The sequence below is a fragment of the Achromobacter deleyi genome, assembly GCF_902859705.1.
In the GTDB taxonomy this organism is placed as follows: domain Bacteria; phylum Pseudomonadota; class Gammaproteobacteria; order Burkholderiales; family Burkholderiaceae_B; genus Achromobacter; species Achromobacter deleyi.
The window spans coordinates 174,487-200,426 of sequence record NZ_CADIJO010000012.1; the positions used below are offsets into that span (position 1 = coordinate 174,487).

Below are 25,940 nucleotides of genomic sequence, written 5' to 3' on the forward strand. Positions count from 1 at the left end.
AAGGTGGAGGCTGGCCAGCGGACCGATGCAAGCCGCCGGCGGCACATTGATCCCCACTTTATCGAGGTTTCACCGCATGAGCGCCGCATCCGTTTTTGTCCTGTGCAGTTTCCTCACGCTGGCCGTCTTGATGGTGATCGGCAAAGCAGTCAATTCAGCTGCGCGAGCGCCGCAGATGAACGGCGCGCGAGTCGCTTTCTGGACTTTGCTGATTGCCATGATCGCGATCCCGGTCGGCCTGCTGGGGTATTTCGAGCTATTCCAACCCAGCGCAGACCTGGAGCTTGCCTACGCCCGAGGCGGACTCGCTGGGGAAATCAGCTCGGGAATACTGCCGGCCGTGATCGTGGCGGGGATACTCTCGTTCTGGTTTTCACGTCGCCACGGAAAGAAGCGCAGAAAGACCGTGGCAAGTCAGTAGTGGCGCAAATACAGCACAATTATCCATGCCGCCAGCACGCTGATCGCGATATGGGTTTGGAACCTGTGGCAATACAGCGCTTCTTTGGCGAAGGGCTGCCCGCGATTTTTGAAGTGATTCCGCGATAGCCTGACCAGATCGCTAATGGCGAGTATCAGGCAGGCCACTATGATGGCGATCAGTACCCAATAAAGCAAAACTCTCATGGTTGCCCGCTCCTGGGGAATGCCACGTTATTTTGGGAAAAAGGGTGCTGGGGCACCATTTTCTCCCAAACGGCGGTTCTCGGGTAGAGACACCTTTTATCCGCCCTCCAGGCTTGCTATAAAGACGGGTCAAGTCTGTTTTTTCGAGCGAGGGGTTAGTGTCGATTGAAACGCTCTGCCGCGGCGCTTTTGTGCTTGCGTGCGCCGTACTGGTGTCTGGATGTTCATCCCCTGCTTCGCCCTGGTCGTCGCCGAATCCAGGGCCGGTGATGGCCCCATCTTCTTCCCGGACTTCGCTCGAGTGCCGGGTTACCAACTGCCTGTACGACGGCAAGTACGAGCCGAACGAGCGCAGCTACGCCGAAGATGAAGCCAAGCGCTTGAACCGGGCCGAGCTGGACCGGCTGCGCCGCGCCATGGGTAACTGACCAGACGTTAAATGGCCCGCTGCATGGCGGGCCATTTAACGTGGGCTTACGCTCCCGCAAGGCGCGGGCGCGTTGAACGCCGCATCACTTCAAGAGCTTCGGAAAGCCGGGATCACGCACAGCCTTCTTGATCAGTTCCTGCACGGCGCCCATGCCTGCCAGGGCAGTCTGAGTGCAGGCCGTCTCGCCGATGAAGCTGGTGGTGAACTTGTAGGTATCCTCCACCGACAGCGAACTGCCGTTGCTGGAAGTCAGCGTCATGGCGCTGACCCATTTGCCGCTGTTCGAGCTGAAATTGAGCTTGTCCAACGTGCCGGTGAGTTCGACCGGCGCGCTCTCTGCATAGATGTTCGCCATCAGCAGCTCGCTGATCAGCGCTTTGCGGACGTATTCGGAGTAGGGCTCGGCATTGGGCGTCTTGACGGGGCCGAACCCGCGGCAGGTGATCACGCCCGCCCGGCTTTGATCGCCCGGACCATTGCCGAAAGCGCCGACCTTCACCTTGACTTCACCTACGGCACGCAGAGCCGATACCGTTTCGGCATCCGCCGAATAACGGGGGACTGCGAAGGTGGAGCAACCGCTGACAGCCAAGGCAAGGATTACGACGCCAGACAGCTTGAACATACCTCTCTCCCTTAATTGTTGGACTCGTTTTGTATCACAAAAAAACAAGTTCATAGCGAAAGAGGGGGCATTCACCGAGAGGCCGGCATGGCTCTCAACTGAATCGCGAATGTGTCCTGTGGGTTGTTGAACGCAGCGGGCTTGTCGGCGCCGATATCGATCCGCGCGTGGTCTGCGTTGCGGTACGACGCGTTCGAGAAATGCTTGACGATCGTGCGCGAACTGGCGGCATCGGCCAGGCCGATCGCGGGGCTGAAATCCACCAGGCCGCGATGAAAGTCGGCGACCACGCCCGCCAGCGCCCAATGGCAGACCCCTTGGCCGAAATAATCTTCGTCGCGGAACGGGGCCAGAACGACCTCGGCACGGAAGGTGCCGTCCGCTTGGCGATCAAACGTGACTGGCACACGCTGTTCGGGCACGACGGTCGCGCCCGTCACGGGCGTCAACGGCGTGCAGGCGGCATTGCTGACCCGGTAGTCGGCATGGCCGTCGACACGGTCGAACGGACCTGGCGCGCCCTCGACGGTGGCTATGATGCCGATGCGCCGCGACGTGTCGGGGTTGGGCTGGACGGCGACGCTGGACGTGGCCGCGGCGTATGCCGAATGAGCCAACCCCGAGATCATCGCAAAACCGGCGGCCAGGGGCAGGCAGGCCATCGCGCCAGCGCGTTTCATCGCGTTCACTTGGCGGCCTTGGCAGGCACGGGCGCCAGCGTGTCGTACTGGTCGATCTGGCCCACGTCCACCCAGCCCGCGGCGCAGTCACCGGCATAGTCGCCATCTTTGCCCCGTTGGCATGCCTTGCCGCTTTGGGGCGTCTTCCATTGCACCGGCAGGTCGGCGTCCTTGCACAGGTCGTTGCCGCGGCATTCCGGCACGCTGGCGGTGGGCACGGCGATGACGTAGTGGCGCTGGGTCTCGCCCTTGCGCGCCATCGCGGGGATGCACACGAACTGGCGGTCCTGCACGTGGGCCACGGGGTGGCCTTCGCCATCGATGCGGTCGTTCAGGTCCAGGCCGCCATCGGCCGCGATCGAGCCGAACGCGGCGCCTTCGCCGCAGTTGCCGAAGTTCACGGAAAAGCCATCTGCGGTGCAGCTCGCGCCGCCGTAGCCGTCGGCACGGCACTCGATCTTCGAGGCGGGCGTCATGCGGGTGAGTTGGGCTTGGGCGGCGGCAACGGCGTTATCGCCAGCCGAAGCGGCCAAGGCCGTCGCGGCGCACAGGCTTGCGGCCAGGGCGGCCAGCAGATGGGGCAGGGAGATCTTCATGGGGCTTCCTGAGAAGGATCGGAGTGCGATGCAATCGGCGGGAATTGTAATGCCGGGACAAGAACGACGCGGTGTCCGTGTCAGGCGGATGGGGCGGGCTGCGCGGCCGCGCCGGGCGGTTTGCCATAGAGCACCCGGGCGCACGCCACGCCGCCGACCAGCCCCGGCAATCCCCCCATGAGCAACAGCGCCGTCAGGTCCGACCACGAGTAGTCGCGTGATCCGAATCCCAGTTGAAAAATCGTGGCATACAAGCCGCCCAGCAGACCGGGCCAGCAGTACGAACGCCATGACACGCGGGCCGGCCGAAAGGCGCCCGCCACCCCGCCGGACAGCAAGGCTGGCACCCCGCCGAAGAGGTAGGAATAGGGCACCAGGAAAATCATCATCGGCAGGTTCTTCAGCGCTTCCAGGTCGAGGGCCGCGACGGTTACCAGCAGCGCAAAAGCGCCAACTCCCACAGGCGGCCCCAGGGCGACAAACAGGCCCGCGCCGCCCGCCGCGCTGCGCAAGATATCGCCGGGCGTCTTGCCGGCAGGACGGCGCCAGAGGCGCCACAGCAACGCGGCCAGTGACAGCGTCGTCAGCACGCAAACGGAAAACAGCAGCAAAACGGAATGTCCTTATTCAGGCGCCGGCTTGTTGGGGAACAGGTTCAGCGACAGGATGGCGTCGGGGTAGGTGGCCAGCAGCATGCCGGACATATGGCCGTGCAGTGCGCCGAACAATGACCAGTTCAAAGGCTCGGTGCCGGGCAAGAGGTCCAGCAGCATCAATTGCCCAGTGCGCACCGTGCCCACGAAATACGCGCGCTCGTCGTGCTGGCCGGTGGGCGTGGCGCGGTAGATCTTGGTGGCGCGGGCGCTGTCATCCTTGCGCCAGGTGTTGCCGCCCGTACTGCTCTTGGCGCCGATGGGCGCGATGTCCGCCTGGATGGTTTCCCAAAGGGCGCGGGCGTTGGCGGCGTAGACGACGATGGTCATGGGTGCGCAGTCCTGTAAGAAAGAGGGGACGCAGCAAAGGTACCAATGTCGCGGGGTTCCGGCAAGCGGCCGATGACGCGCCGCCGTCGGCCTGGGCGCCATACATGGCAACGCTAATCGCCCGCCAGCTCGCGCAGTTCGCTGGCGCGATTGGCGTTGAGCAGCATCGGGCAGTAGCCATACATTGGCGACCCGACGTGCGCGCCGGCCAGCGAGCAGTGGCCGTTGCGATAGACCAGCCAGGCCTTCTGCGCTTCTTCGAGCTTGACGGCGTCGTCCGGAAACTCGGTGGCCAGGCGCGCGTGGACCTTGGCGTACTGGGCGTTGATCTCGCGTTTGGCTGCGGACGATACCGCGCTGGAGCACGCTTCGACGGTGCCGTTGTTGACGGCGCCGGCGTCTTTCAGGCAGCGGTCGTACTGGTCCATGTAGTCCGGCGGGGCGGCCAGGGCCAGGGCGGGAGACAACATCAAAGTCAGCGCGAAAGCGTGTCGGATCATGGCGGCGCGAAGGGTAATCCAGGGGTTTTGAATAGGGTGAACACGCGCTCGAATTGGCGTGCAGGCCAAGCATACCGCCTGCCGCGGATTGGTGTTTCTCCTGCTTGACACTCATCGGGTTAGTCCATAAAGTCACCGCACAGATTTAGATAAAAGACCATCTGTAAGATGGTCTTTTATCGCGTGCACGTTGCGTCGACCTCTTACAGAAATAATTCCAAGAGGAGACAGTCGTGCAATCAACATCCGTCAAGCTGCGTGGCATCGACGATGTCATCGCCTACATCGATTCTCGTCCGGGCATCGTGGGCCGAGCCGGCCTTATCTGGTGGCTCGCCCTGGGTGGCCTGTTTCTCGACGCATTCGCCAATTCCGCGCTGAGCGCGGGCCTCGGACCCATGACGCGCAACCTTGGCCTGACGGCCGGCCAGGTGGCGCTGATGACCTCGTTTGCCTCGTGGGTGGCGATCGCGTTCAACCCCATCGGCGGCTGGATGGCGGATCGCTGGGGCCGCATGCGGCCGCTGATCGCGGCCAAGCTGCTGGCGCTGATCGGCGCGTTGCTGGTGGTGTTTGCGCCGTCGTTCGAGGTGATCCTGGCGGGCCGGTTCTTCGTGGGCGCGGCTTATGGCATCGACTTCGCGATTGCGATGGCGGTGCTGGCCGAGTTCACGCCGGTCAAGTTCAAGAGCCGGCTCAATACCTGGCAGGGCATGTGGTACACGGCGGTCTGCGCCAACCTGTTGCTGGCGCTGCTGTTCTATTCGTGGGATGTGGGCGACGCGATCTGGCGCTATTCGGTGGCGGCCACCGCCGTATTCGCCGTGACCATCCTGCTGCTCCAGTTGCGCTTCATGGTCGAAAGCCCGATCTGGCTGGCGCGCAAGGAGCGGGTCGACGAGGCCGCCGCGGCGATGACGCGCATCTACGCGCAGCCATTCACCGCCGCGCCATTGGCCGAACGCGTACCGGTGGCCAATCAGGCCCGGCGTGGGCTGGCCAACGTGCTGCTGATCTTTCGTGGCGTGTATCTGCCGCGCACCATCCTGGCGGCCACGGTGCAGATCGGGCAGTCGATCCAGTATTTCGCGGTGGGCTGGTACCTGCCGCTGATCAGCGCGGCGCTGTTCGGCAAGGACTTCGTCTATGCCACGGTGGGCGCGCTGGTGTTCAACGTGTTCGGCATTTTCGGCGGCTTCATGTCGCCGTACATCGGCCGCAAGCTGGGCTTGCGGCGCGCGTCGGCGTTCGGGTTTGCCGCCGTGTTCCTGATGCTGCTCATCCTGGGCACCTTCCACGGCAAGATGCCGATGTGGCTGGCGGTGGTAGTGCCGTCTCTTTTCATCCTGTTCCATTCCGGCGGGCCGGGCGCCAACGGCAAGAGCCTGTCGTCGCTGTCATTCCGTGGCGAATTGCGGGCCGGCGCCAACGGCGTCATCGGCGCACTGGGTTCGATTGGCGCGGCGGTCGGGCTGCTGGTGTTTCCGCTGTTCCGCGAAAACTACGGGCTGGAGAAGACCTTCCTGATTCTGTCGGTGGTGCCGCTCATCGCCAGCATCATCTGCTTTGCCATCAAATGGGACCCCACCCGCAGCGGGATCAATCCCGACAACGAGGCCGGGGCCCCGCAATTCAAGGGCGACGAGACCCTGCCCGCGCTGGACCCCGTCTTGGGGAAAACGGCGCGATGACGGACGGAGACACTATGCACAAAGACGTGATCCTGGCCATCGATGCCGGCACCTCGGGGACCCGCGCGGCCCTGGTGTCGGGCGACGGCCATGTATCGGGGCAGCAGTACCTGTCGCTCCAGGTCGATACGCCGCGACCTGGCGTGGTCGAGCAGGACGCCAACGCCATCCTGGAACGGACGGTGCAGGTATGCCGCCAGGTCGTCGAACAGGCGCGCCAGGATGGCCGCGAGATTGCGGCGCTGGCGCTGGCCACGCAACGCGCGACGTCGGTGCTGTGGGACACCACCACCGGCCGTGCGTTGGTGCCGGCGATGGTGTGGCAGGACACGCGCTACGTCGATGAACTCGATCGCCTGGCCCCGGCCTGGAATGCGCGTCTGCTTGCGCAGGTAGGGCGTCCGGCCGGCGTGCGTTCGCCGTATCTGTGGGCCGCGCGCCACCTGCGCGATACGCCCGCGGTGGCGCAGGCCTGGCGCGAAAGGCGGCTGGCATTCGGCACGGTCGATACCTGGCTGCTGTGGCACCTGTCGGACCGCCGCGAATGCGTCACGACGCCCACCAACGCCACCTCTGCCGGCGCGTACGTGCTGGCCGACCATTGCTATTACCTGGACTGGATCGACGCGCTGGAATTTCCGCGTGAACTGCTGCCCGCCCTGCGCCAGGAAGCCGATGACTTCGGCCATACCCGCACAGATCTGCTGGGCATCGCCGTGCCGATCCGCGCATCGGCGGGGGACCAGCATGCCGGCGCCGTCGGGCTGGGGTGCCTGGACCGCGGGCAGGCGATGTGCGTGCACGGCACCGGCAGCTTTGTCGACTTGATCATCGGGCCCCAGCCCCCCGTGAACAGCGGCCGCTACGAAGGCTCGTTGACCATGACGGCGCGGCGCCAGGATCAGGTCTCGCACTTCGCGGTCGAGACGTTTGTCGCCACGACCGGGTCGGCCTTGAACTGGGTCTGCGACAAGCTGAAGTGGTTCCAGAACGCGCAGGAAATCAGTGCCTTGGCCGCCACGGCCGAATCCGCCGGCGGCGTGACGTTCATTCCGGCCCTGACGGGCTTGCGGGTGCCGCGCATGGAAGCCGGGGCGCGCGCGTCGCTGACTGGCATCTCCATGGCAACCACGCAGGCCGAGGTGGCCTACGCCATTCTGGAAGGCATCGCCCATTCGGTCGCCAGCTGCATCGAGGCGGACGAGGAAGTGTCGGGCGTGCAGGTGTCGGAACTGGTGGTCGGGGGCGGCCTGTCGTGCAGCGATCCGCTTCTGCGCATCCAGGCGGACCTGCTGGGCATTCCGATACGCCGCATGCAGGAAGCCGACCGCGCCAGCCTGCGCGGCGTGGCGTTCCTGGCAGGCGCCTCGGGCCTGTTCTGGCCGTCGTTGCAGGCGGCGCGCGATACCGCCGCCACCGACGCGGTGTTCCTGCCATCGCTGGCGGCCGACGCGCGCGCCCGGCGGCGGGCGCTGTGGCATTCGCGCGTTGAATCCGAATTGGCCCATGCGGGCCTGTACCCCCACGACAAACAGGAGGCATTGCGCACATGATCGGGTGGCCATCAAGAAAGCCCAGGAAGGACCGGGCCGACATGACCCGCGGCGAACCGCTGCGGCTGGTCCGCCAGGAGCAGTCGGACCGGTTGGGCAGCGAGCAGTTCGATATGTTGATCATCGGCGGCGGCATCACGGGCGCCTACGCCGCGCTGGATGCCAGCCTGCGCGGCTATCGCGTGGCGCTGGTGGAAAAAGACGACTTTGCGTCGGGCACGTCGTCGAAGTCTTCGAAGATGGTGCACGGCGGGCTGCGCTACATCGAACAGGGCAACCTGGGGCTGGTGCGCCATTCGCTGCACGAGCGCCAGCGGCTGCGCCGCAATGCCCGCCATCTGGTGCAACGCCTGCCTTTCCTGTTTCCCATCCTGGAACGCGACGGGGTGTTCGACAAGCGGCTGGCCAAGGCCTTCGAAAGCCTGCTGTGGACCTACGACCTGGCAGGCGGCTGGCGCGAAGGCATCCTGCACCAGAAGCTGACGCCGGCCGAGGTGCTGTCGCATTGCCCGACCTTCAAGCTGGATGGCCTGCTGGGCGGCTTCCTGTATTTCGACGCACGGGTGGACGACGCGCGGCTCACGCTGGCGGTCGCGCGCACCGCGGCTTTCCATGGTGCGGCCGTGCTGAACCATGCCAAGGCGGTCGAGGTCACGCGAGACGCCCACGGTCGGGTCGACGGCGCCATCGTGCAGGCGGGGCAGACCGAAATCCGCGTGCGGGCCGCAGTGGTCGTCATGGCCACCGGGGTGTGGCTGCGCGACTGGAACGGCAGCCGCAAGGACGATCCGCAGGCGCTGCACATCCGTCCGGCCAAGGGCGTGCATGTGGCGGTGCCGTGGCTGAAGGTGCGCAACGACTGCACCGTGACGATTCCCGTGCCCGGACGCAGCCGCCGCGCCACCATCACGCGGTGGGGCAACGTGTCCTACCTGGGCACGACGGACGAAGACTACGACGGCGACCTGGACGACGTCCATTGCACCCGCCGCGAGCTGGACTTCCTGCTGGAAGGCGCCCGCTCGGCGCTCAAGACCGATCTGTGTGCCGACGACGTGGTGGGCAGCATCGCCGGCTGCCGTCCGCTGGTGGCGCCGCCGGGCGGCAAGACGCTGGAAATCAAGCGCAACCACGAAATCCGGGTGGCAGCCGACGGCCTGGTGACCATCGTGGGCGGCAAGCTGACGACATCGCGCCACATGGCCGAGCAGACCATCGACGCCGCGCAGAAGGTGCTGGGCAAGAAGGCGCGCTGCATCACCGCCAGCGCCTTCCTGTTGGGCGCGGCGGGCTACGACCCGCAAGCCATCGTGGCCTCGGGCGGCCTGTCGGCGCACCTGGGCGAACGCTACGGCACCGAGGCGCGTTTTGTCAGCGACCTGATGCAGCAAGACCCGGCGCTGACCGCACCGTTGGTGGCCGGGCTGCCTTACACCGAGGCCGAAGCCCTGTACGCCGTGCGCCACGAATTGGCGGCCACCGTTGAAGACGTGCTGTCGCGCCGCATGCGGGCGCGGCTGATGGCGCGCGATGCCTCGGCGCTGGCCGCGGCGCGCGTGGGCCAGATTCTGCAGGCCGAACTGGGCCTGTCCGATACCGAAGTGGCGCGGCAAGTGAACGGCTACCGCGCCGCGATCCAACATGAAAAGTCCGTACTAATGGGAGACGACTCGTGATCAGCAAAGAGGCAATCAAGCGCGGTTACAACCGTGGCAACTACGTGGTGGGCGCGCACACGCCGCCGGGCTATGCGGCGGGTTTGAAAGAGACCGGCACGCAACCTGGCACGCAACCCGGCCTGCAACGCGACCCGGTCGCGGTGGCGCCTGAGCAGATCCAGGCGCTGCGCGCCGCGGCAGACGAGGTGCTGACCGCCACCGCCGACGCGGTGGCCTGGACGCGCGACTGGTGGGCCGGGTCGATGATGACCGAAACGGCGGGCCGGCCCGCCACGCCGCACGCGGTGATCGTCAAAGTGTCGACCGTGGCGCAGATCCAGGCCGTGATGCGTATCGCCCACGCGGCTGCCATCCCCGTCACCGTATCGGCCGGCCGCAGCAACGTCACCGGCGCCGCACTGCCGCTGCGCGGCGGCATCGTGCTGGACGTCTGCCAGTTGAACCGGTTGATCGGCATCGACCGCGAAAGCCAGATCGTCGAGGTCGAGGCCGGCATGTTCGGCGATGTGTTCGAACAGACCATCCAGCGCGATTTCGGCCTGACGATGGGCCATTGGCCGTCGTCGTTCGGTATCAGCACGGTGGGCGGCTGGGTGGCGTGCCGCGGGGCAGGGCAGTTGTCCACGCGCTACGGCAAGATCGAAGACATGGTGTTCGGCATGGACGTGGTGCTGGCCGACGGCAGCCTGATCACCGTGGGCGGCTATTCCCGTGCAGCGTTGGGGCCGGACCTGCAACAGGTCTTCATCGGTTCGGAAGGCACGCTGGGCGTGGTGGTGCGCGTGCGCCTGAAACTGCACCGGCTGCCCGATTACGGCCGTGCCATCGCCTACGGCTTCAAGACCTTCGCGGCGGGCCTGGAGGCCTGCCGCCAGATCATGCAGCGCGGCGCCAACCCGGCGGCGCTGCGGCTGTACGACGAACTGGAAAGCGGGGTGCAGTTCAATCAGCCGGACCTGAACGTGCTGCTGGTGGCCGACGAGGGGCCACAGCCTGTCGTCGATGCCGTCATGCAGATCAGTGAAGCCGTGTGCCGCGAAACGGGCGAACCGCTGGACGGCGAGGCGGTGTTCGAACGCTGGCTGGAAACCCGTTACCTGACGGGCAAAAGCGCCGAAGGCTTCAAGCGCAGCCCGGGTTTCGTGGCCGATACGCTGGAAATGGCGGGGCGCTGGAGCGACCTGCCCGCGATCTACGACGAGGTCGTGGCCGCCATCAATGCGGTGCCGGGCACGCTGGCCGGGTCGGCGCACCAGTCGCATGCGTACGGGGACGGCGCGTGCCTGTATTTTTCGCTGCGCGGCGAAGTCGCTGTCGAAGACCGGGTCTCGTGGTATCGGCAGGCCTGGGACGCCGCCAACGCGGTGTTGATTAAATATAATGCCGCGCTCAGCCACCACCATGGGGTGGGCCTGCTGCGCGCGCCATACATGCGCGAATCGCTGGGGCCGGCCTTCGCGGTGCTGCTCGCGGTGAAGCGGGCGCTGGATCCGAAAAACATCCTCAACCCGGGAAAGCTCGGCCTGACGGACGAACTCTTCTACGATCAGGGCAGGCAATAACATGGACAGGTCACTCGGGGCATGCCTTTCGCGGCATCCGGTCATTGCCACGCTGTACGGGCCGGAGCAGATCAACGCCTTCGTGGGCAGCGCAGCCGAGATCGGCATCGTGGCCAACGTCGAGCTGCGCAAGCTTGCGCCGGTGATCGCCGCCTTGAATCGGGCGGGCAAGTACGTCATCGTCAACATCGACAGCTGCGAAGGCCTGTCGCAGGACAAGGGCGGCGTGGACTACCTGGCCGACATCGGCGTGGCCAGCCTGGTGTCCACTCGCGTTGCCACCATCCAGCGTGCCAATCGCGCCGGCATGGTGACGATGCAGAAGGTGTTCGTGACCGACCGGTCCACCTGGCCGCGCAGCGTCAAGGCGCTGGAACAGAGCGACCCCAACCTGGTGCAGATCATGCCGGCGCCGATGCTGGCTCACATGGCGCCGCAGGACCTGAAGGCGCTGCCGCCCATCGTGGCGTCGGGCTTTGTCTGCAACCAGGGGGACGTGGCCGCCGCATTGAAACAGGGCGCGGTGGCGGTGTCGACCAGCGACGCGGTGCTGTGGAGCGTGGACCCGAAAGCGCTGCGATAGCGCCGCAGCGCTTTCGGCCGGCCGTGGCGGACGTCAGTCCAGCCGCGCGCCGGACTGTTCCACCAGCGTCTTCCACACGGGCAATTCCTGCTGGTAGTTCGCCACGAATTCCGTGGGCGAGTTGCCCGTGGGGATGAAGCCCATGTCGATCAACCGGGCCTGCACCTGCGGCGTGCGCACCATGTCGTGCATTTCGCGGGCCAGGCGCGCGACGATGGGGGCGGGCGTGTCCTTGGGGGCGGCCAGCGCCACCCAGCCAACCAGGCGGTAGGCATCTTCGCGCAGGCCCTGTTCGGCCAGCGTGGGGGCATCGGGCAGCACGTCCATGCGCTTGTCGCCGGTGACGCCGATGAGCTTGAGCCGGCCGTTGTCGATGTACGGCTTGGTGCCCAGCGCGCTGGCGAACGCCAGCTGGATGCGGCCGCCGATCAGGTCCTGCAGCATGGCCGATTCGCCCTTGTAGGCCACATGGGTCATGTCGCCGTGCTGCGAGGCATCGAGATAGGCCAAGCCCAGGTGTCCGTACGAGCCAACGCCCCACGAACCATAGGCCACCTTGCCGGGATGGGCGCGCACGTACGCCAGCAACGCTGGACCGTCCTTGGCCGGCACGCTGGGGTGCGCCACCAGCGTCACGGGCGCGATGGCAATTTGCGAAATCAGGACGAAGTCGCGCAGCGTCTGGTAAGGCAGGTGGTGGTACAGGAACTGGTTCTGCATCAGCGAAGAGCTGAGCGACACGGTCAGCGTATAGCCATCGGGCGCGGCCTTGGCTGCGGCATCGGTGCCCATGATGCCCGATGCACCCCCGCGGTTTTCCACCAGCACCGGCTGCCCCAGCCGGTTCGACAGGCGTTCGGCCACCATGCGCGCCACGATGTCGGTGGCGCCGCCCGCGTTGTAGGGCACGATGATGCGGATGGGTTTCGTGGGCCATGCGGCCTCGGCGTGCAGCGGGCCAGCCAGCGCCAGCCCCAGCAGGGCCAGTGCGCTGCCCGTAAGCCAGCGGCGGCGGGATCGTACGGTGTTGCCCTGGGTCATGCGCATGTCTCCGGATCGGCGCGTGAGGCGGCGGGGCGGGATCGCCACGCCGCTGTCGCGCTCGTTCCAGGATTCTTGTCTTGCGACGTGTTTTTTACAATGCGAGGTCAGGTTGACAGCATGTCAAACGGCCTTTGACGTCGGTAATTCAGCGTAATTCGCTGCGCCGATACAGGCTCAAGCCCAGCGCCAGCAACGCCAGCATGCCGGCGCAGCCGCGGTTGACCCAGGTCATCACCCGGGCCGAAAACGCGCGCATGGCGTGGCGGCCGCCATAGGCATACAGGCACATCATCACGCAGTCGATGGCGGCGCTGACCAGCGCCAGCACCACGTACTGATGCGCGACGGGCGCGGCCGGCTGGATGAATTGCGGCAGGAAAGCCGAGAAGAACAGGATGCCCTTGGGGTTCGACAGGCCCACGAACAGGGCCCGCAGAAAGGCCTTCCTGCCAGTGGCGGACACCTGCGCCGCATTGACCTGCAAGGCGCGCGCCGGTGAATGCCAGATGGCCCAGGCCAGATACAGCAGGTACGCCGCGCCGCCCCATTTGACGACGCTGAACAATTGTTCCGATGCTTGCAGCAGCGCGCCCAGGCCGCAGCCCACCGCGCCGATCAGCAACAAATCAGACAACATCGCGCCGGCAATACCAAAGCCTGCGACGCGCATGCCGTGGCAAGCGCCGTTGTTCAGCGCCAGCAGCATGGAGGGGCCGGGGCTGACCATGACGGCGCTCACGGTGACGACATATAGCAATAGCGTGGTGGCGTCCATCGGTCATGGTGAGGGTAGGAAAACAGCGCCAAGCATAGCAATGTCAACAATCGAAAGGAATTTGCATTGCTTTGAAGTTGCCGGCGCCGCTTTGGCCGACCATCGAGTTTTCAGCTTGGAGGGCGAATCGTGTACCCACTATCAAAGCGCTGCGGCGCAGAATTCTTCGGCACGTTCTGGCTGGTGCTGGGCGGTTGCGGCGCGGCCGTGCTGGCGGCGGGCTTTCCGCAATTGGGCATCGGCTTTGCCGGCGTGGCGCTGGCGTTCGGCCTGACGGTGCTGACCATGGCCTTTGCGGTCGGGCACATTTCGGGCGGCCACTTCAATCCCGCGGTCACCGTCGGCCTGGTCGCGGGCGGCCGTTTCCCCGCCCGGGAAATCCTGCCTTACGTTGTGGCCCAGGTCCTGGGAGCCATCGCGGCAGCGGCGGTGCTGGCGGTCATTGCCGACGGCAAGCTCGGATTCGACCTGAAGGGCAGCCATTTCGCCGCCAACGGCTACGGCGCGTATTCGCCGGGCAAATACTCGATGGGCGCGGCGCTGGTGACCGAGGTCGTCATGACCGCGGGCTTTCTGTTCGTGATCCTGGGCGCCACCGCCAAACGCGCCCCGGCGGGCTTTGCCGCCATCCCCATCGGCCTGGCCTTGACGCTGATCCACCTGGTCAGCATTCCCGTCACCAATACGTCGGTGAACCCGGCGCGTTCCACCGGCCCGGCACTGTTCGTGGGCGGCTGGGCGCTGGAGCAACTGTGGCTGTTCTGGGTCGCGCCGATCGCCGGGGCAATCATTGGCGCGCTGGCGTATCGCCTGGTGAGTGAGCCGGCGACTCAGCGGTAGAGGCGAGGGGCGTCAGCCCGGATCGGCGCTCAGTCCAGCGCCTGCAACTGCATCACCTGCGCGTCGCTGGGAAACCCCCGCGTGCGGTAGCGCACCGGGTACACCTCTTCCCGTTCCAGCAAGGGCGCCAGCACCGCCAGCGCCTGTTCCCAGTCGACCACGCGGACTTCGCCGATCTCGTCGTCGGCATCCGGGCGCACCAGCGCCAGGCGGTCGACCTGGGGTAGTGATGTATCCACGCCGCGCGTCCAGGAAGCCACCGAGAAAGACGCCGTGGCGTCGTCGTTCTGCGTGAACAGGTTGTAGTTGGCGACAAAAATGTCGACGCCCTGTTCTTCGTGGATGCGGTCCAGGGTTTCCTTCTGGGCGTCGTAGTCGCCCTTGGCCAACAGGCGCGCCAGGTGATTCAACTGGCGGCGCGTCGCGTCTTGCGGGGGCTGGTAGCGTTCGATGCCCGCGTCGGTGTAGTGATACATGTGCGGCGACACCGGGCGGCCATGCGGCACGACCTGTTGACAGAGTTCAGCCATCTTCATCAGGCCGGCGTCGTCGTTGTCGCCGCTGACCAGGAGCAGGTCGCGAGTGGGCATCATGAATACCGGACGGCCGCGTACCGGCACGCGCTCAAGCATGTCGGGCAGCAGTGCGCGGCTGGTGTCGTAGCCGTCTTCCCAACCGCCGCTGTAGACCCCTGGCGCCACTTCCATGAAGTCATCGGCCGAGTCGCGCAGGTTGTCGATGGCAATCGCCAGCGCCTGGTCGAACGAGATGCCCCACGCCGCCTCGGGGCCGTTGGTCAGCGTCGAGATCGATTCAGGGTGGTCCAGCGCAAGCAACACGACGCAGTCATCGCCGAAAGGGCGCAGCGCGGGGTGGAAATCGGCGTCGTTGCCATCGGTGCGCACATGATGCATGCGCACGTCTTCGATGGCACCCAGATTGCGGATCACAGGCCGCAGCAGCGGGCGGGCCTCGGCCAGCGATTGCGGCACCGCCTGGCCGCTGCTGAGCAGGGTGGACACGAAGCCTTGCAGGGCGCCTTGTCGCTGTCCGCCCGGGGCGTTGCAGTAGGCGTGATAGGCGTTGTGCAGGTTGAAATACGAGCCTTCGCCCTGCAACAGGCGGAATTCGTCGGCCTTGTAGGCCAGGTCGCCCGTGTAACCGCGCTGGCGTACGGCGGCAATGAAAAGCTCGGCGAACTGGTCCTGTGTCGGCTTGCGCCGTAACAGCGAATCTAGGAATCCCATGCTTTTCTCGGGTGGTTGAGGCGGTGCCGTCGGGCGCGGCGGCGTTCGGCTACGTCACATCGCGGTCGGGAAGCGAGCGTTGCGGGGCGTCGGCCGCTCGGGCAGCGGCTTGCTCGCGGATGCGGGCCTGGGTGTCGGCGTCCACCAGCCGGCGCAATTCGCGAAACAGCGGCAGGGCGTCGGTGTACTTGCGGCCGTAGTCCAGATTGAAGGCGTAGTCGAAATCGGGGTCGTTGGCGCCCTGGTTATGTTGCAGCAGGGTTTCCAGCTTGTCCATGGCTTTCACGGCGCGAGCTTCGGGCGACGAGGCGTTTTCGTAGTCGTCCCACAAGGCCAGCAGCTGGGCGCGGGCGGGGGCATCCAGCGGCCCGGCCAGGGTCAGCAGGTCCTGGCGTTCCTGGGCGCCCTTGTCCAGGCCGGGTGTCTGCCGGATCGCGGGCACATCGCCGTGGATGGCCTCGCCTAGGTCATGGATGACGCACAGCTTGAGGATGCGGGCGAAGTCCAGGCCCGTCAGGCCTTCTTCGAGCATCATTGCCATCAGGCACAGGCGCCAGGTGTGTTCCGCGGTGCTTTCCTGGCGGCCGCCGGAGCTATGGGCGCTGCGCAGCACGTCTTTGAGTCGTTCGGCCTGGCGGAGAAATTCCAGCCGGCCCTGGAGAGTGTCGGTGTCCATGAATCAGGTTGTCGTAAGTCTGATATCAATATTCTGGCGGGCGTTGCCTGGATAGACAGGCCCATCGCCAACGAGTGTATCTTGTGACTGACGCCGCCATCCCGACCGTCCCTGCCGCCGACCTGCACTACGACCGGGCCACCATCGCCTTTCATTGGCTGACGGTCATCCTGGTGGTCGGGCTGTTCGCCCTGGCCGAAATCTGGGGCTTCCTGCCGCGCGGCACGCCCACGCGGCGCCTCTTGCAATCGCTGCATATCTCGTTCGGCTTGCTGTTTGCCGCGGTGTTCGTGCTGCGGGCGGTGTGGCGCCTGGGCGCGGGCCGGCGGCTGCCGCCGGCCGGGGCGGGGTGGCTGCGGGTGGCCAGTTCAGGCATGCACGGCTTGCTGTACCTGTTGCTGGCGGCGCAGATCGTGCTGGGCTTCCTGTTCCGGTGGGCCCAGGGCGAGCCCTTCGCCTTCTTCGGCCTGTTCGACATCCCCACGCTGATCAGCATCGACCACGAACAGCGGCGCTTCATTGGCGGCCTGCACAACACCGTGGCCTGGAGCATCATCGTGCTGGCCTGTATCCACGCGGTGGCCGCCTTGTTCCACCACTACGTGCTGCGCGACGGCGTGCTGCGCCGCATGACCTCCAGCCGCTGAAGCGAGCCAAAAAAGGCACGCCAGGCAGCCGGATCGGGGGTGGGCAGGTTGTACATTACGCACTATTACCTGCTTCACCTTTACAGGATCGCCTCATCATGACCGCCCCGGAAGTCGTCATCTCGCCCTCGATCACCTGCGCCAACGACCAGCCCTTCGTGCTGTTCGGCGGGATCAACGTGCTGGAATCCCTGGATCTCGCCCTGCGTTCCTGCGAGGAATACCAGCGCGTGACCACCAAGCTGGGTATTCCTTACGTGTTCAAGGCCTCGTTCGACAAGGCCAACCGCTCCTCGATCCATTCCTACCGCGGCCCGGGCCTGGAAGAGGGCATGAAGATCTTCGAGGCGGTCAAGAAGGAATTCGGCGTGCCGGTCATCACCGACGTGCACGAACCGTGGCAGGCGGCGCCCGTTGCCGAAGTGGCCGACATCCTGCAACTGCCGGCCTTCCTGGCGCGACAGACCGATCTGGTGGTGGCGCTGGCCAAGACCGGCCGCGTCATCAACATCAAGAAGCCGCAGTTTCTCAGCCCCACGCAAGTGCTGAACATCGTTGAAAAATTCACCGAAGCCGGCAACGAACAATTGATCCTGTGCGACCGCGGCACCAGCTTCGGCTACGACAATCTGGTGGTCGACATGCTGGGCTTTGGCGTCATGAAGAAGGTATCGGGCAATCGCCCGGTGATCTTCGACGTCACCCACGCGCTGCAGCAGCGTTCGGCGCTGGACGCTGCCTCTGGCGGACGCCGCGAGCAAGTGGCCGACCTGGCGCGGGCCGGCATGGGCGTAGGCCTGGCGGGGCTGTTCCTGGAAGCCCACCCCGACCCCAGGAACGCCAAATGCGACGGCCCCAGCGCCTTGCCGCTCGACAAGCTCGAGCCGTTCCTGACCCAGCTCAAGCAGCTGGACGATCTGGTGAAATCCTTTGCGCCCATCGACATCGAGCCCTGACCCGGATTGTCATCGCAGGTCAGCCAAGTTGTTATACGATCCGGGCCAATTACTTTAGGGAGGCCTGGATGTCTTTTTACGCGATCGTCGCCGTTCGTAAAGAACCCGTCAGCGGCCATGTCGCCTATGTGCGCTGGGGGCTGGCCGAACGCGGCGTACCTGGGTGGGTCAGCGACCCTGTCACCGCGGCGGCGTCCGAGGTCATCGAGGCCATCAAGGCCGGCGCCGACGTCGAAACCATGATCAGCGTCGACGGCCTGTCGGTCGCTTCCCGCCCCGTGCGCGTGCTGGTCGACGACGACGGACGCGAGCACCTGGCGTCGGTGCCGGCGCCCAGCTCCACGCTGCACACGGTGTTCGACCTGCCCGAGTTCTAGAACGCCGGCTTTCGGCTTCGGGAATACCCTGCTTGCGCGGCACCGGCCGCGGCGCGACCCTGCTGGAGTCACCGCCAGAAGGGGGTCTGCATGTCCGAGTCGGAACTTGCCAGCGCCACCGCGGCCCCCCGTGCCCGCAGACGGCGCGTTTCCTGGATCTGGCTCGTGCCCGTCGTGGCCGCCGTCGGTGGCTTACTACTGGTTCTACATGCCTGGCTGGCGGCCGGCCCCACCGCCACCATCGCCTTTCGAACCGCCGAAAGCCTAGAAGCCGGCAAGACCCAGGTCCGCTTCAAGGAAGTGGTGGTCGGCATGGTCGAGCGCGTGGCGCTCAACGACGACCGCTCCGGCGTGGTGGCAACCATCCGCCTGAATCAAGACGCCGCCGACCTGCTGCGCGACGGCACGGCCTTCTGGGTGGTGCGGCCGCGCCTGACGCTCAATGGCGTATCCGGCCTGGGCACGCTGCTGTCCGGCGCCTACATCGGCGTGGACCCCGCCGGCCCGCGCAAGGACGGCGCCAAGGCGGCTTCCAAGACTGCATTCACCGGCCTGGAAACCCCGCCACAGGTGTCGCAGGACCGCGGCGGCAAGCGCTTTGCCTTGCAGGCCCGCGACCTGGGGTCGCTGGAAATCGGGTCGCCGGTCTATTACCGCCGCGTCGCGGTGGGCGAGGTCATCGGCTATCAACTGGAACGCGGCGGCGCGGGCGTGACGGTCGAGGTGTTCGTCGACACGCCCTACGATGCCTATGTCAATGCCGGCACGCGCTTCTGGAATGCCGGCGGCATCGACTTCAGCGTGGATTCGCGCGGGCTGAAGGTACGTTCTCAATCGTTGCTGTCGGTGGCGATTGGCGGCCTGGCGTTCGAAACCTTCGATGCCCGCGAGCACCCGCCCGCGCAGGCCGGCGCCGCGTTCGGGCTGTTCCCCAATGAAGAAGCCGCCCGGGCGCAGCCCGATGGCGAACCCTTGCGGATACGCCTGCGCTTTGACCAATCGGTGCGCGGGCTGGCGGTCGGCGCGCCCATCGACGCCTTCGGCGCGACGCTGGGGCAGGTCGACGCGATCAACCTGGATTTCGACAACACCACCGGCCTGTTCTACGCGGTGGTGTCCGCCACCGTCTATCCCCAGCGGCTGGGCGCGCAGGTGCTGGGCGAGGTCAAGGAATACACCGGCCCCGACCTGTCGCGTCCCACCGGGCGCCTGCTGACGTCGCTGGTCGAACGGGGCCTGCGCGCGCAACTGCGCATCGGCAACCTGCTGACGGGCCAGCTGTATGTGGCGATGTCGGTGTTTCCCGACGCCAAATCGGTCACCTTCACGATGGAGGAAGTGCCTTTCCTGCCCACCGTGCCCAACAACCTGGACCAGCTGCAGCAGCAGATCAATCGCATCATGACCCGCCTGGACAAGGTGCCGTTCGACTCGATCGGCACCGAACTGAGCGGCCTGTTGCGGTCGGCATCCAGCCTGGCGCGCAGGCTGGATACGCAGGTGGCCCCGGCTGCGCAGGCGCTGTTGCGCGAGGCCAGCCAGTCGCTGGCGGCCGTCGGCAGCATGCTGCAACCCGATGGCACCTTGTCCGTGGACACCGACACTGCGGTGCGGGAACTGGGCCGGGCCGCCCGGTCGCTGCGGCAATTGTCGGATTTCCTGCAGACCCGCCCCGAAGCCTTGCTGCGGGGACGCGGGCCGGACTCGGCCAAGCCGGCGCGCTGAGGCCGCACCCCGGCGGCAAGGACTGCGGCCGGCCTGTCCCGGACCCAGTGCAGCCGTATCGGCGGCAATGGTAGTTTTTGCACTGTCGCGCATCTTTGCCAAGGGATACCGGCGGGCGCAGCCTTACGGGTGCCCCGGCGCACAGTGGGCATGGCGCTTGCTGGTGTTGGCCTGTCTGATCGGCACGGTCCTCGGGGCCGCGGCCCGGCTTCACTGGGGAATCAGCATGGACCATAACGAAATGATGGCTCGCATGATCAGCAAGCCTGTCGCGCCCGGCAAGCCCGAGGGCTGGGACGGCATCTTGTCCGCGTATGCGGATTGCCTGTTGAAAGTGCAGGCCAAACTGACCGAGGAGGATGTGCGGGGGTTTCTGGAGGTGGGGGCGCGGGTGTTCAGGACCTGTTGCCAGGAAGAGGCCAAGCAGCGCTGGACCGCAGAGCAACTGGCCGCCTACCACCGCAAGCCGCCGGCGCCGGCTTAGGGCCGGCCATTGCTGCGCAGGGGGCTACAGGCACTGGCGCAGCGCAAACTTGCGGCCGAAGGCGCGAATTTCATCGCCATCGACCGAGGCGGCCACATCCCAGTGGTCGCCGCGCGTCACCAGCACCGACTGGGACGAAAAAGCATGGCGCAGCGCGAACATCCAGAAGGCGGCTTCCGAGCCGACCGGCGCCAGGTCATGCGGCCCGATCCGCAAACGCTCAGGGCGGGGCGTTGCGCCCAGTGACCAGCGCAGCGCGATCGCCAGGAAGGCAAAGCGCGCCGAGGCGGACGATGGTTGGACGCAAAACACGCGAATCTTCGGGTTCATGGAATGTGGCCTCCAGCAATGTGACCCAGCCTAGCAAAGAAGGTTGCATCGTTCCATACCGCGTTCGGGCGAGGCGTGCGCGGGCGTTCGGCGACGTGGCTTGTCGGCCGGCACCGTTCGGCAGACCTTACTGATCCGTCGGCAAGCGGGTAAAGACATTGGTGACGATCATCTCTTCCGGCCGCGCGGTCCCCGGCGCCTGCGGGGGCATGAGCTTGTCCATTTCCTTGCGGTCCTGCACGCGCGTCAGGCTCAGGTGGTCGCCCTGGATTTTCACGTAGCGGATGGACGCCACGCCCAGCTCGTATTTGCTGGTGGATTGTTCCAGCGTCTGTTCGATGCGCTTGGCGTCCAGCCAGCGGTAGGTGCCGCTGGACACCATGCCGGGGCCCTGCATCGACCAGGTGCCGTCCGCGCGGAATTCCGCCACGCCTGCACCGCCGGCCGGTTGCGGTGCCAGCGCTTGCCCATCCACGGTGCGCAGCATGGTCTGGTGCCGCCATTTGCCCACCAGGGCTTGCACGGCGTCGGGGGCCGGCGGTTGGGCGGCGGCTGGGGTCAGCGCGGCGCCGCAGAGCAGGGCGGCCAGTGCGTAGGGGCGCAGGAGCTTCATGGTGCGGTTCAGGCGGTCAGGTCGTCAGTGGGGCCCTGGACGGCGCGTGCGTCGGGCGGGCGTGGGTTTGGCGCATTATGCGCGTCGATGGCGCTGGCGTCACGGCTCGCGCCGCAGTCCTTGCAGCAGCAGTTCCTGGGCCTGCAACGCCAGCGCCAGCCGGTCTGCGGCATCGTCCCCGGCGGCAATCCAGAAGGCGCTTTCGGCCAGGCCGCCATAAAGCATGCGGGCCAGCGCCCGCGGGTCGGCCGGGCCGATGCGGCCTTCCTCCATCAGCGTCTGCAGCAGCGCGCCCAGCGACACGCTGCATTGGTCCTGCGCGGTGTTGCCGTTGTGGCCCAGGACCGCGCGGGCGTCTTGCAGCACGATCCGGCGAATCTCCGGCTCGGTCGCCATTTCCAGATAGGCGCGGCAGCGTTCGACCAAGCCCGTCCAGGCATCGGGCGCGCGCCGGGAAATGGTTTGCAGCCGTTCATCCATCTCGCCGTCGATCTGCTCGACGACCGCTGCCAGCAACCCCGACTTGTCACCAAAATGGTGATACAACGCTCCTCGGGTCAGTCCGGCGGCGGCGGTCAGATCGTCCATCGACGTGCCCGCGTAGCCGGCGCGGCGGAACGATTCCCGCGCCGTCGCCAGCAGCTTCCCGCGGGTTTCTTCAATCATCTCGGCGCGCGATCGCGACATGGTGGGCTCCCGTTGCATACGCCGCGTATGTTAATTGACATGCGGCCGGTATGTGAATACGATCTTGCATACGCTTCGTATGTCAATTTGTCCGGTGGCTTGTCCCGCCGGCCTGCAACATCCCCAGAGGTTTCGGGTGTCCAATCCCTATCGCGAATTATTCAAGGCGCCCGGCGCCGCAGGTTTTGTCGCCGCGTGCGCGGTCGCCCGATTGGCCTTGCCGATGATCGGCATCGGCATCATCACCATGTTGTCGCAGGTCCGCGGCGCCTATACCCTGGCCGGCGCCGTGGCGGCCACGTTCGCGCTGGCGACGGCATTGCTGGCGCCGCGCATTTCCCGCCTGGTCGACCGCCATGGCCAGGGCAGGGTCCTGCCGCTGGCAGCCGGCGCCAGCGTGGCGGGGCTGGTCGGTCTGGCAATCTGCGTCCGTGCGGGGGCGCCGGACTGGACGCTGTTCGTGTTCGCGGCGCTTTCCGGCAGCCTGCCCAGCATGCCCGCCATGGCACGGGCCCGCTGGACCGAGATCTACCGCGACCAGCCGCAACTGCGCACGGCCTACGCGCTGGAATCGGTCTTTGATGAACTCAGCTTCATCATCGGGCCGCCGGTGGCGGTGGGCCTGTGCGTCTTGCTGTTTCCCGAGGCCGGCCCGCTCGGCGCGGCGCTGCTGCTGGGCGTCGGCGTCACGGCGTTCGTCATGCAGCGCGCCACCGCGCCCAAGGTGCAGCCGCGCGAAGAAGGCCGCGAAGCGTCGGTGCTGAGCGTGCCCGTCATGCGGCAGCTGACCACCATGATGGCGGCCATGGGGGTCATCGTCGGCACCATCGACGTGATGAGCGTGGCGTTCGCGCGCCAGCAGGGCCTGCCGGCAGGCGCCAGCGTGGTGCTGTCAGCCTACGCCCTGGGTTCGTGCGTGGCCGGCCTGGCGTTCGGCGTGCTGAAATTCCAGATGCCGCTGGCTCGCCTGTTGGCCATTGCCGCCACCGTCACCGCCTTCACCACGGTGCCGCTGCTGCTGGTTGCGGACCTGCTGACCCTGTCGTTGGGCGTCCTGCTGGCCGGCCTGTCGTTCGCGCCCACCATGATCATCGCCATGGCGATGGTCGAAGGCAGCGTGCCGGGGCGCCGCTTGACCGAAGGGCTGACCTGGCTGGTGACGGGCCTGGGCGCAGGGGTTGCGGCCGGGGCGGCCCTGGCGGGCTGGATCGTTGACCATCATGGCGTGGGCGCGGGATTCTGGACGGCGGTGGGGGCGGGCGCCGTCGTGTTGCTGGTGGCCCTGTATGCCGCGCGCGGCGCCAAACCCGCACCAGCGGCAGCGTGAACCCTTGGCGGTTCTAGAATGCCGGTAGCGCCGGGCCGCGGGGCGCGGCGCCTACAAGGAGAACAACCATGTCCCGAACCGTCGTCAATCCCGACACTGTCTTCAACTCGGTGCAATACGGCTTCAGCCAGGCCGTCATCGTGACCGGCCAGCGGCGCATGCTGCTGTCCGGCCAGGTCGGCGTCGATGCCGACGAACGCACCGTCGGGCCCGGTCTTCAGGAACAGACCGAGGCCGCGCTGGACAATATCGAACGCGTCCTGGCCGCGGCCGGCGGCACGCTGGCGCAGGTCATCATGCTGCGCATCTACATTTGCGACACGGTCCGCGAAGACCAGGAAGTGATCGCCCAGGCCCTGCGCGACCGCTTTCCGAAAGACCCGCCGCCCTCGTCGTGGGTCATCGTCAGCGGCCTGTCGCTGCCGGAATGGCTGGTCGAAATCGAAGCCGAGGCCATGCTGGACTGACGCCGCCGCAAAGCAACGCCGGGTCCGCAAGCTTCAATCCTTGTCGCGCCACGGCGTCGCGGCGAAGGCCTCGCGCAGGTGGGCTAGAAAGCCCGCCGTGCGGGCCGACAGGTCCTGGCGCGACTTCACCAGCGCCACCACATTGGCCTCGGGCAAGTTCCAGCCTGCTAGCAGCGGCACCAGGTCGCGGTTCTTCACATGCTCGGCCACATCCCATTCGGACCGGGCCACGATGCCATGGCCGGCCAATGCCCAGGCCACGGCCGCCGCGCCGGCGTTGCTCGACAGCACCGGCGCGATGCGCACCCCCACCGCCGGTCCGCGGCCGCGCTTGAAGCGCCACAACGTCACGTCTTCTTCGTTTTCCCGCAGGGCGATGCAATCGTGGTCCCGCAGATCTTCAGGCTTGGCGGGGGCGCCGCGCCGCGCCAGGTAGGCGGGCGACGCGCACAGGATGCGGCGATTGGGCGCCAGCGGATACGCCACCAGCGTTGAATCGCGCAGCTCGCCGATGTGGATCATGACGTCCCAGTTGTCGCTGGCCAGGCGCGGCGGTCCGTCGGACAGGATCAGGCTGGCGGTCACGTCTTCGCTATCCTGGCGAAACTGTGCCACCAGGTCCGCCACGTAGCGCTGGCCGAAACCCAGCGGCGCCACCACCCGCAGGTGACCGGCCACCACGCCGCGGCGGCCGACCAGCTCGTCGGCCAGGTCATTCAGTTCGCCGCAGATCTGCCCGGCGCGCAGCGCCAGCAGGCGGCCTTCGTCGGTCAACGCCGTGCCGCGGCCGGACCGGTTCACCAGCCGCACGCCCAGCCGTTTTTCCAGCGCATGCAGCCGCTGCGTCACGGCGGGCGGCGTCACATCCAGCGCGCGTGCGGCCTGGGCCAGTGAACTGGTGGCCGCCAGACTCAGGAAAAAGCGCAGGTCGTCAGTGGTAATCATTCAGAATTGCCTTAATGATTGATTAAGTCCTTATTAAACACGCAAGCCCCGTGGCGCGCCATACTGCCGGCATGCGGTTGCGCCCGGGCGGCGCCCGCCTCGATTTCCGCCTGTTCCCGCCCGTTTTCTTCCGACACTGCCATGACCGCTGCCTCTGCCACCCTCGATACCCTGGATACGCCCTGCCTGCTGCTGGACGAAACCCGCATGACGCGCAATATCGAGCGCCTGAACGGCCTGATGGCTCGCCACGGCGTGCAGTTGCGCCCGCACCTGAAGACGCCCAAGTCGATCGAAGTCGCCCGCCGCGTCATGGCCAGCCCGCAAGGCCCGGCCGCGGTGTCCACCCTGCAAGAGGCCGAACAATTCGCCGCCGCCGGTGTCACCGACCTGCTCTATGCGGTGGGCGTGGCGCCGGCCAAGCTGGATCGCGTCCTGGCCCTGCGTGGCCGCGGCGTCAACCTCACGGTGGTGGTCGACAGCATCCAGGCCGCGCAAGCCGTTGCCGAGCGCGCCAGGCAAGAGGGGGCGGGTATTCCCGCCCTGATCGAAATCGACTGCGACGGCCATCGGGCCGGCGTGCAGCCGGGGCACACCGACCAACTGCTGAGCATTGCGCGGGTGTTGCACGGCGCGGGCTGCCTGCAAGGCGTCATGACGCATGCCGGCGAGTCCTATGGCTGCCGCAGCCTCGAGGCCATCGCCGACATGGCGGAGCAAGAACGCCTGGCCGCGGTCACCTGCGCCGACGCGATCCGCGCGGACGGCCTGCCGTGCCCGGTCGTCAGCGTCGGTTCGACCCCCACCGCGCATTTCGCCCGCAACCTGGATGGCGTCACTGAAGTGCGCGCGGGCGTCTACGTCTTCTTCGACCTGGTCATGGCCGGATTGGGCGTCTGCTCGGTGGACGACATTGCCGCCACCGTCCTGACGACGGTGATCGGCCATCAGCCCGACAAGGGCTGGATCCTGGTGGATGCAGGGTGGATGGCGATGTCACGCGACCGCGGCACCGCCAAGCAGCCGGTGGACCAGTTGTACGGCCTGGTATGCGATGCCGACGGCAAGGTCTATCCCGACCTGCTGTTGGCCGAGACCAACCAGGAGCAGGGCATCATCAAGCTGCGCGCCGGCAGCGGCGCCGTCTTGCCGGACCTGCCGCTGGGCACCAAGCTGCGCATCGTGCCGAATCACGCCTGCGCCACCTGCGCCCAGCACGACGCCTACGAAGTCCTGCACAGCGGCAGCCGCGACATCGTGGCGCACTGGGAACGTTTCCGCGGTTGGTAAG

General features: G+C 66.6%; 31 protein-coding genes. 16 read left to right on the top strand and 15 right to left on the bottom strand.

The genetic code is table 11. From position 1 onward, the window contains the following. Positions 1 to 76 precede the first annotated feature (76 nt). A complete protein-coding gene (locus HV798_RS18435) occupies positions 77 to 421 on the top strand; it encodes a hypothetical protein (RefSeq protein ID WP_175192014.1) in 345 nt (114 codons plus the stop codon). Here HV798_RS18435 and HV798_RS18440 read toward each other — a convergent pair. Next, entirely contained in the window at positions 415 to 627 is a 213-nt protein-coding gene (locus HV798_RS18440; RefSeq protein WP_175192015.1) for a hypothetical protein, read from the bottom strand. The genes HV798_RS18435 and HV798_RS18440 overlap by 7 nt on opposite strands. A gap of 269 nt (positions 628 to 896) precedes the next feature. On the opposite strand from HV798_RS18440, the gene HV798_RS18445 reads away from it, so the two are divergent. Continuing rightward, entirely contained in the window at positions 897 to 1,055 is a 159-nt protein-coding gene (locus HV798_RS18445; protein WP_175192016.1) for a hypothetical protein, read from the top strand. Between the two features lie 84 nt (positions 1,056 to 1,139). Here the strand turns inward: HV798_RS18445 and HV798_RS18450 are convergent, their stop codons facing one another. From HV798_RS18450 to HV798_RS18475, 6 genes are all read right to left on the bottom strand, one after another. Then, positions 1,140 to 1,682: a hypothetical protein gene (locus HV798_RS18450; protein ID WP_175192017.1), complete on the bottom strand. Its 543-nt coding sequence runs from the start codon at positions 1,680 to 1,682 to the stop codon at positions 1,140 to 1,142. Positions 1,683 to 1,753: 71 nt separating this feature from the next. Continuing rightward, positions 1,754 to 2,344: a hypothetical protein gene (locus tag HV798_RS18455; RefSeq protein WP_175216483.1), complete on the bottom strand. Its 591-nt coding sequence runs from the start codon at positions 2,342 to 2,344 to the stop codon at positions 1,754 to 1,756. 23 nt (positions 2,345 to 2,367) lie between these two features. Next, positions 2,368 to 2,958 carry a hypothetical protein gene (locus tag HV798_RS18460; RefSeq protein ID WP_175192019.1) on the bottom strand — a complete coding sequence of 197 codons (591 nt, stop codon included), beginning with the start codon at positions 2,956 to 2,958 and terminating at the stop codon, positions 2,368 to 2,370. A gap of 80 nt (positions 2,959 to 3,038) precedes the next feature. After that, positions 3,039 to 3,569, bottom strand: coding sequence for a hypothetical protein (locus tag HV798_RS18465; RefSeq protein WP_175192020.1), 531 nt, complete (start codon positions 3,567 to 3,569; stop codon positions 3,039 to 3,041). 12 nt (positions 3,570 to 3,581) lie between these two features. Beyond that, positions 3,582 to 3,941 (bottom strand): hypothetical protein, encoded by a 360-nt coding sequence (locus HV798_RS18470; protein ID WP_175192021.1) that lies wholly within the window; start codon positions 3,939 to 3,941, stop codon positions 3,582 to 3,584. 113 nt (positions 3,942 to 4,054) lie between these two features. Then, positions 4,055 to 4,411 carry a lysozyme inhibitor LprI family protein gene (locus HV798_RS18475; protein ID WP_246288910.1) on the bottom strand — a complete coding sequence of 119 codons (357 nt, stop codon included), beginning with the start codon at positions 4,409 to 4,411 and terminating at the stop codon, positions 4,055 to 4,057. A gap of 263 nt (positions 4,412 to 4,674) precedes the next feature. On the opposite strand from HV798_RS18475, the gene HV798_RS18480 reads away from it, so the two are divergent. The 5 genes from HV798_RS18480 to HV798_RS18500 are packed head-to-tail and all read left to right on the top strand — an operon-like array spanning position 4,675 to position 11,509. Continuing rightward, a complete protein-coding gene (locus tag HV798_RS18480) occupies positions 4,675 to 6,132 on the top strand; it encodes an MFS transporter (RefSeq protein WP_175192023.1) in 1,458 nt (485 codons plus the stop codon). Between the two features lie 14 nt (positions 6,133 to 6,146). After that, entirely contained in the window at positions 6,147 to 7,685 is a 1,539-nt protein-coding gene (locus HV798_RS18485) for an FGGY family carbohydrate kinase (protein WP_175192024.1), read from the top strand. Beyond that, on the top strand, positions 7,682 to 9,361 hold the full coding sequence (locus HV798_RS18490) for a glycerol-3-phosphate dehydrogenase/oxidase (protein WP_175192025.1): 1,680 nt from the start codon (positions 7,682 to 7,684) through the stop codon (positions 9,359 to 9,361). The genes HV798_RS18485 and HV798_RS18490 overlap by 4 nt, the downstream gene beginning before the upstream one ends. Beyond that, positions 9,358 to 10,926, top strand: coding sequence for an FAD-binding oxidoreductase (locus HV798_RS18495; RefSeq protein ID WP_175192026.1), 1,569 nt, complete (start codon positions 9,358 to 9,360; stop codon positions 10,924 to 10,926). The genes HV798_RS18490 and HV798_RS18495 overlap by 4 nt, the downstream gene beginning before the upstream one ends. A 1-nt stretch (position 10,927) precedes the next feature. Beyond that, positions 10,928 to 11,509 (top strand): glycerol-3-phosphate responsive antiterminator, encoded by a 582-nt coding sequence (locus tag HV798_RS18500; protein ID WP_025135962.1) that lies wholly within the window; start codon positions 10,928 to 10,930, stop codon positions 11,507 to 11,509. A gap of 33 nt (positions 11,510 to 11,542) precedes the next feature. Here HV798_RS18500 and HV798_RS18505 read toward each other — a convergent pair whose 3' ends face one another. Beyond that, positions 11,543 to 12,550: a Bug family tripartite tricarboxylate transporter substrate binding protein gene (locus HV798_RS18505; protein WP_175192027.1), complete on the bottom strand. Its 1,008-nt coding sequence runs from the start codon at positions 12,548 to 12,550 to the stop codon at positions 11,543 to 11,545. Positions 12,551 to 12,698: 148 nt separating this feature from the next. Further along, positions 12,699 to 13,328, bottom strand: a complete 630-nt coding sequence (locus HV798_RS18510) for a LysE family translocator (RefSeq protein ID WP_175192028.1) — start codon at positions 13,326 to 13,328, stop codon at positions 12,699 to 12,701. A 129-nt stretch (positions 13,329 to 13,457) separates the two neighbouring features. Between HV798_RS18510 and aqpZ the strand changes: the two genes are divergently transcribed. Continuing rightward, positions 13,458 to 14,168, top strand: a complete 711-nt coding sequence (aqpZ, locus tag HV798_RS18515) for an aquaporin Z (RefSeq protein WP_175192029.1) — start codon at positions 13,458 to 13,460, stop codon at positions 14,166 to 14,168. Positions 14,169 to 14,197: 29 nt separating this feature from the next. Here aqpZ and HV798_RS18520 read toward each other — a convergent pair whose 3' ends face one another. Both HV798_RS18520 and HV798_RS18525 read right to left on the bottom strand, forming a co-directional pair. Next, positions 14,198 to 15,415 carry a DUF1444 domain-containing protein gene (locus tag HV798_RS18520; protein ID WP_175192030.1) on the bottom strand — a complete coding sequence of 406 codons (1,218 nt, stop codon included), beginning with the start codon at positions 15,413 to 15,415 and terminating at the stop codon, positions 14,198 to 14,200. Between the two features lie 49 nt (positions 15,416 to 15,464). Next, the gene (locus tag HV798_RS18525; protein ID WP_175192031.1) at positions 15,465 to 16,091 is read right to left on the bottom strand and encodes an HD domain-containing protein; all 627 of its coding nucleotides are present in this window, start codon (positions 16,089 to 16,091) and stop codon (positions 15,465 to 15,467) included. Positions 16,092 to 16,174: 83 nt separating this feature from the next. On the opposite strand from HV798_RS18525, the gene HV798_RS18530 reads away from it, so the two are divergent. The 5 genes from HV798_RS18530 to HV798_RS18550 all read left to right on the top strand — a co-directional run bounded on the left by HV798_RS18530 (position 16,175) and on the right by HV798_RS18550 (position 20,280). After that, positions 16,175 to 16,738: a cytochrome b gene (locus HV798_RS18530; protein WP_175192032.1), complete on the top strand. Its 564-nt coding sequence runs from the start codon at positions 16,175 to 16,177 to the stop codon at positions 16,736 to 16,738. Between the two features lie 98 nt (positions 16,739 to 16,836). Then, positions 16,837 to 17,694, top strand: coding sequence for a 3-deoxy-8-phosphooctulonate synthase (gene kdsA, locus HV798_RS18535; RefSeq protein ID WP_175192033.1), 858 nt, complete (start codon positions 16,837 to 16,839; stop codon positions 17,692 to 17,694). 68 nt (positions 17,695 to 17,762) lie between these two features. Beyond that, positions 17,763 to 18,071: a DUF3892 domain-containing protein gene (locus HV798_RS18540; protein ID WP_025135971.1), complete on the top strand. Its 309-nt coding sequence runs from the start codon at positions 17,763 to 17,765 to the stop codon at positions 18,069 to 18,071. A 90-nt stretch (positions 18,072 to 18,161) separates the two neighbouring features. Then, positions 18,162 to 19,796 (top strand): PqiB family protein, encoded by a 1,635-nt coding sequence (locus HV798_RS18545; protein ID WP_175192034.1) that lies wholly within the window; start codon positions 18,162 to 18,164, stop codon positions 19,794 to 19,796. 226 nt (positions 19,797 to 20,022) lie between these two features. Continuing rightward, a complete protein-coding gene (locus HV798_RS18550; RefSeq protein WP_175192035.1) occupies positions 20,023 to 20,280 on the top strand; it encodes a hypothetical protein in 258 nt (85 codons plus the stop codon). Between the two features lie 24 nt (positions 20,281 to 20,304). On the opposite strand, the gene HV798_RS18555 is transcribed toward HV798_RS18550, so the two are convergent. The 3 genes from HV798_RS18555 to HV798_RS18565 all read right to left on the bottom strand — a co-directional run bounded on the left by HV798_RS18555 (position 20,305) and on the right by HV798_RS18565 (position 21,910). After that, complete coding sequence (locus tag HV798_RS18555; RefSeq protein ID WP_025135974.1) at positions 20,305 to 20,610, bottom strand: hypothetical protein; 306 nt, start codon at positions 20,608 to 20,610, stop codon at positions 20,305 to 20,307. Between the two features lie 127 nt (positions 20,611 to 20,737). Then, on the bottom strand, positions 20,738 to 21,223 hold the full coding sequence (locus HV798_RS18560) for a hypothetical protein (RefSeq protein WP_175192036.1): 486 nt from the start codon (positions 21,221 to 21,223) through the stop codon (positions 20,738 to 20,740). A gap of 99 nt (positions 21,224 to 21,322) precedes the next feature. Continuing rightward, on the bottom strand, positions 21,323 to 21,910 hold the full coding sequence (locus tag HV798_RS18565) for a TetR/AcrR family transcriptional regulator (protein WP_175192037.1): 588 nt from the start codon (positions 21,908 to 21,910) through the stop codon (positions 21,323 to 21,325). 136 nt (positions 21,911 to 22,046) lie between these two features. Here HV798_RS18565 and HV798_RS18570 point away from each other — a divergent pair, with 136 nt between their 5' ends. Together HV798_RS18570 and HV798_RS18575 are read left to right on the top strand one after the other, a co-directional pair. Continuing rightward, positions 22,047 to 23,237, top strand: coding sequence for an MFS transporter (locus HV798_RS18570; protein ID WP_175192038.1), 1,191 nt, complete (start codon positions 22,047 to 22,049; stop codon positions 23,235 to 23,237). Positions 23,238 to 23,305: 68 nt separating this feature from the next. Beyond that, positions 23,306 to 23,704, top strand: a complete 399-nt coding sequence (locus HV798_RS18575) for a RidA family protein (RefSeq protein ID WP_175192039.1) — start codon at positions 23,306 to 23,308, stop codon at positions 23,702 to 23,704. A 33-nt stretch (positions 23,705 to 23,737) separates the two neighbouring features. Here the strand turns inward: HV798_RS18575 and HV798_RS18580 are convergent, their stop codons facing one another. After that, a complete protein-coding gene (locus HV798_RS18580; RefSeq protein ID WP_025135979.1) occupies positions 23,738 to 24,649 on the bottom strand; it encodes a LysR family transcriptional regulator in 912 nt (303 codons plus the stop codon). A 141-nt stretch (positions 24,650 to 24,790) separates the two neighbouring features. Here HV798_RS18580 and HV798_RS18585 point away from each other — a divergent pair, with 141 nt between their 5' ends. After that, positions 24,791 to 25,939 carry a DSD1 family PLP-dependent enzyme gene (locus HV798_RS18585; RefSeq protein WP_175192040.1) on the top strand — a complete coding sequence of 383 codons (1,149 nt, stop codon included), beginning with the start codon at positions 24,791 to 24,793 and terminating at the stop codon, positions 25,937 to 25,939. Position 25,940 lies beyond the last annotated feature (1 nt).

Coding starts and splice junctions, on each gene's coding strand:
- HV798_RS18435 (WP_175192014.1), top strand. CDS start 77: ATGAGCGCCGCATCCGTTTTTGTCCTGTGCAGTTTCCTCACGCTGGCC.
- HV798_RS18440 (WP_175192015.1), bottom strand. CDS start 627: ATGAGAGTTTTGCTTTATTGGGTACTGATCGCCATCATAGTGGCCTGC.
- HV798_RS18445 (WP_175192016.1), top strand. CDS start 897: ATGGCCCCATCTTCTTCCCGGACTTCGCTCGAGTGCCGGGTTACCAAC.
- HV798_RS18450 (WP_175192017.1), bottom strand. CDS start 1,682: ATGTTCAAGCTGTCTGGCGTCGTAATCCTTGCCTTGGCTGTCAGCGGT.
- HV798_RS18455 (WP_175216483.1), bottom strand. CDS start 2,344: ATGGCCTGCCTGCCCCTGGCCGCCGGTTTTGCGATGATCTCGGGGTTG.
- HV798_RS18460 (WP_175192019.1), bottom strand. CDS start 2,958: ATGAAGATCTCCCTGCCCCATCTGCTGGCCGCCCTGGCCGCAAGCCTG.
- HV798_RS18470 (WP_175192021.1), bottom strand. CDS start 3,941: ATGACCATCGTCGTCTACGCCGCCAACGCCCGCGCCCTTTGGGAAACC.
- HV798_RS18475 (WP_246288910.1), bottom strand. CDS start 4,411: ATGTTGTCTCCCGCCCTGGCCCTGGCCGCCCCGCCGGACTACATGGAC.
- HV798_RS18485 (WP_175192024.1), top strand. CDS start 6,147: ATGCACAAAGACGTGATCCTGGCCATCGATGCCGGCACCTCGGGGACC.
- HV798_RS18490 (WP_175192025.1), top strand. CDS start 7,682: ATGATCGGGTGGCCATCAAGAAAGCCCAGGAAGGACCGGGCCGACATG.
- HV798_RS18500 (WP_025135962.1), top strand. CDS start 10,928: ATGGACAGGTCACTCGGGGCATGCCTTTCGCGGCATCCGGTCATTGCC.
- HV798_RS18505 (WP_175192027.1), bottom strand. CDS start 12,550: ATGACCCAGGGCAACACCGTACGATCCCGCCGCCGCTGGCTTACGGGC.
- HV798_RS18510 (WP_175192028.1), bottom strand. CDS start 13,328: ATGGACGCCACCACGCTATTGCTATATGTCGTCACCGTGAGCGCCGTC.
- HV798_RS18520 (WP_175192030.1), bottom strand. CDS start 15,415: ATGGGATTCCTAGATTCGCTGTTACGGCGCAAGCCGACACAGGACCAG.
- HV798_RS18525 (WP_175192031.1), bottom strand. CDS start 16,091: ATGGACACCGACACTCTCCAGGGCCGGCTGGAATTTCTCCGCCAGGCC.
- kdsA (WP_175192033.1), top strand. CDS start 16,837: ATGACCGCCCCGGAAGTCGTCATCTCGCCCTCGATCACCTGCGCCAAC.
- HV798_RS18540 (WP_025135971.1), top strand. CDS start 17,763: ATGTCTTTTTACGCGATCGTCGCCGTTCGTAAAGAACCCGTCAGCGGC.
- HV798_RS18545 (WP_175192034.1), top strand. CDS start 18,162: ATGTCCGAGTCGGAACTTGCCAGCGCCACCGCGGCCCCCCGTGCCCGC.
- HV798_RS18550 (WP_175192035.1), top strand. CDS start 20,023: ATGGACCATAACGAAATGATGGCTCGCATGATCAGCAAGCCTGTCGCG.
- HV798_RS18555 (WP_025135974.1), bottom strand. CDS start 20,610: ATGAACCCGAAGATTCGCGTGTTTTGCGTCCAACCATCGTCCGCCTCG.
- HV798_RS18560 (WP_175192036.1), bottom strand. CDS start 21,223: ATGAAGCTCCTGCGCCCCTACGCACTGGCCGCCCTGCTCTGCGGCGCC.
- HV798_RS18565 (WP_175192037.1), bottom strand. CDS start 21,910: ATGTCGCGATCGCGCGCCGAGATGATTGAAGAAACCCGCGGGAAGCTG.
- HV798_RS18575 (WP_175192039.1), top strand. CDS start 23,306: ATGTCCCGAACCGTCGTCAATCCCGACACTGTCTTCAACTCGGTGCAA.
- HV798_RS18580 (WP_025135979.1), bottom strand. CDS start 24,649: ATGATTACCACTGACGACCTGCGCTTTTTCCTGAGTCTGGCGGCCACC.
- HV798_RS18585 (WP_175192040.1), top strand. CDS start 24,791: ATGACCGCTGCCTCTGCCACCCTCGATACCCTGGATACGCCCTGCCTG.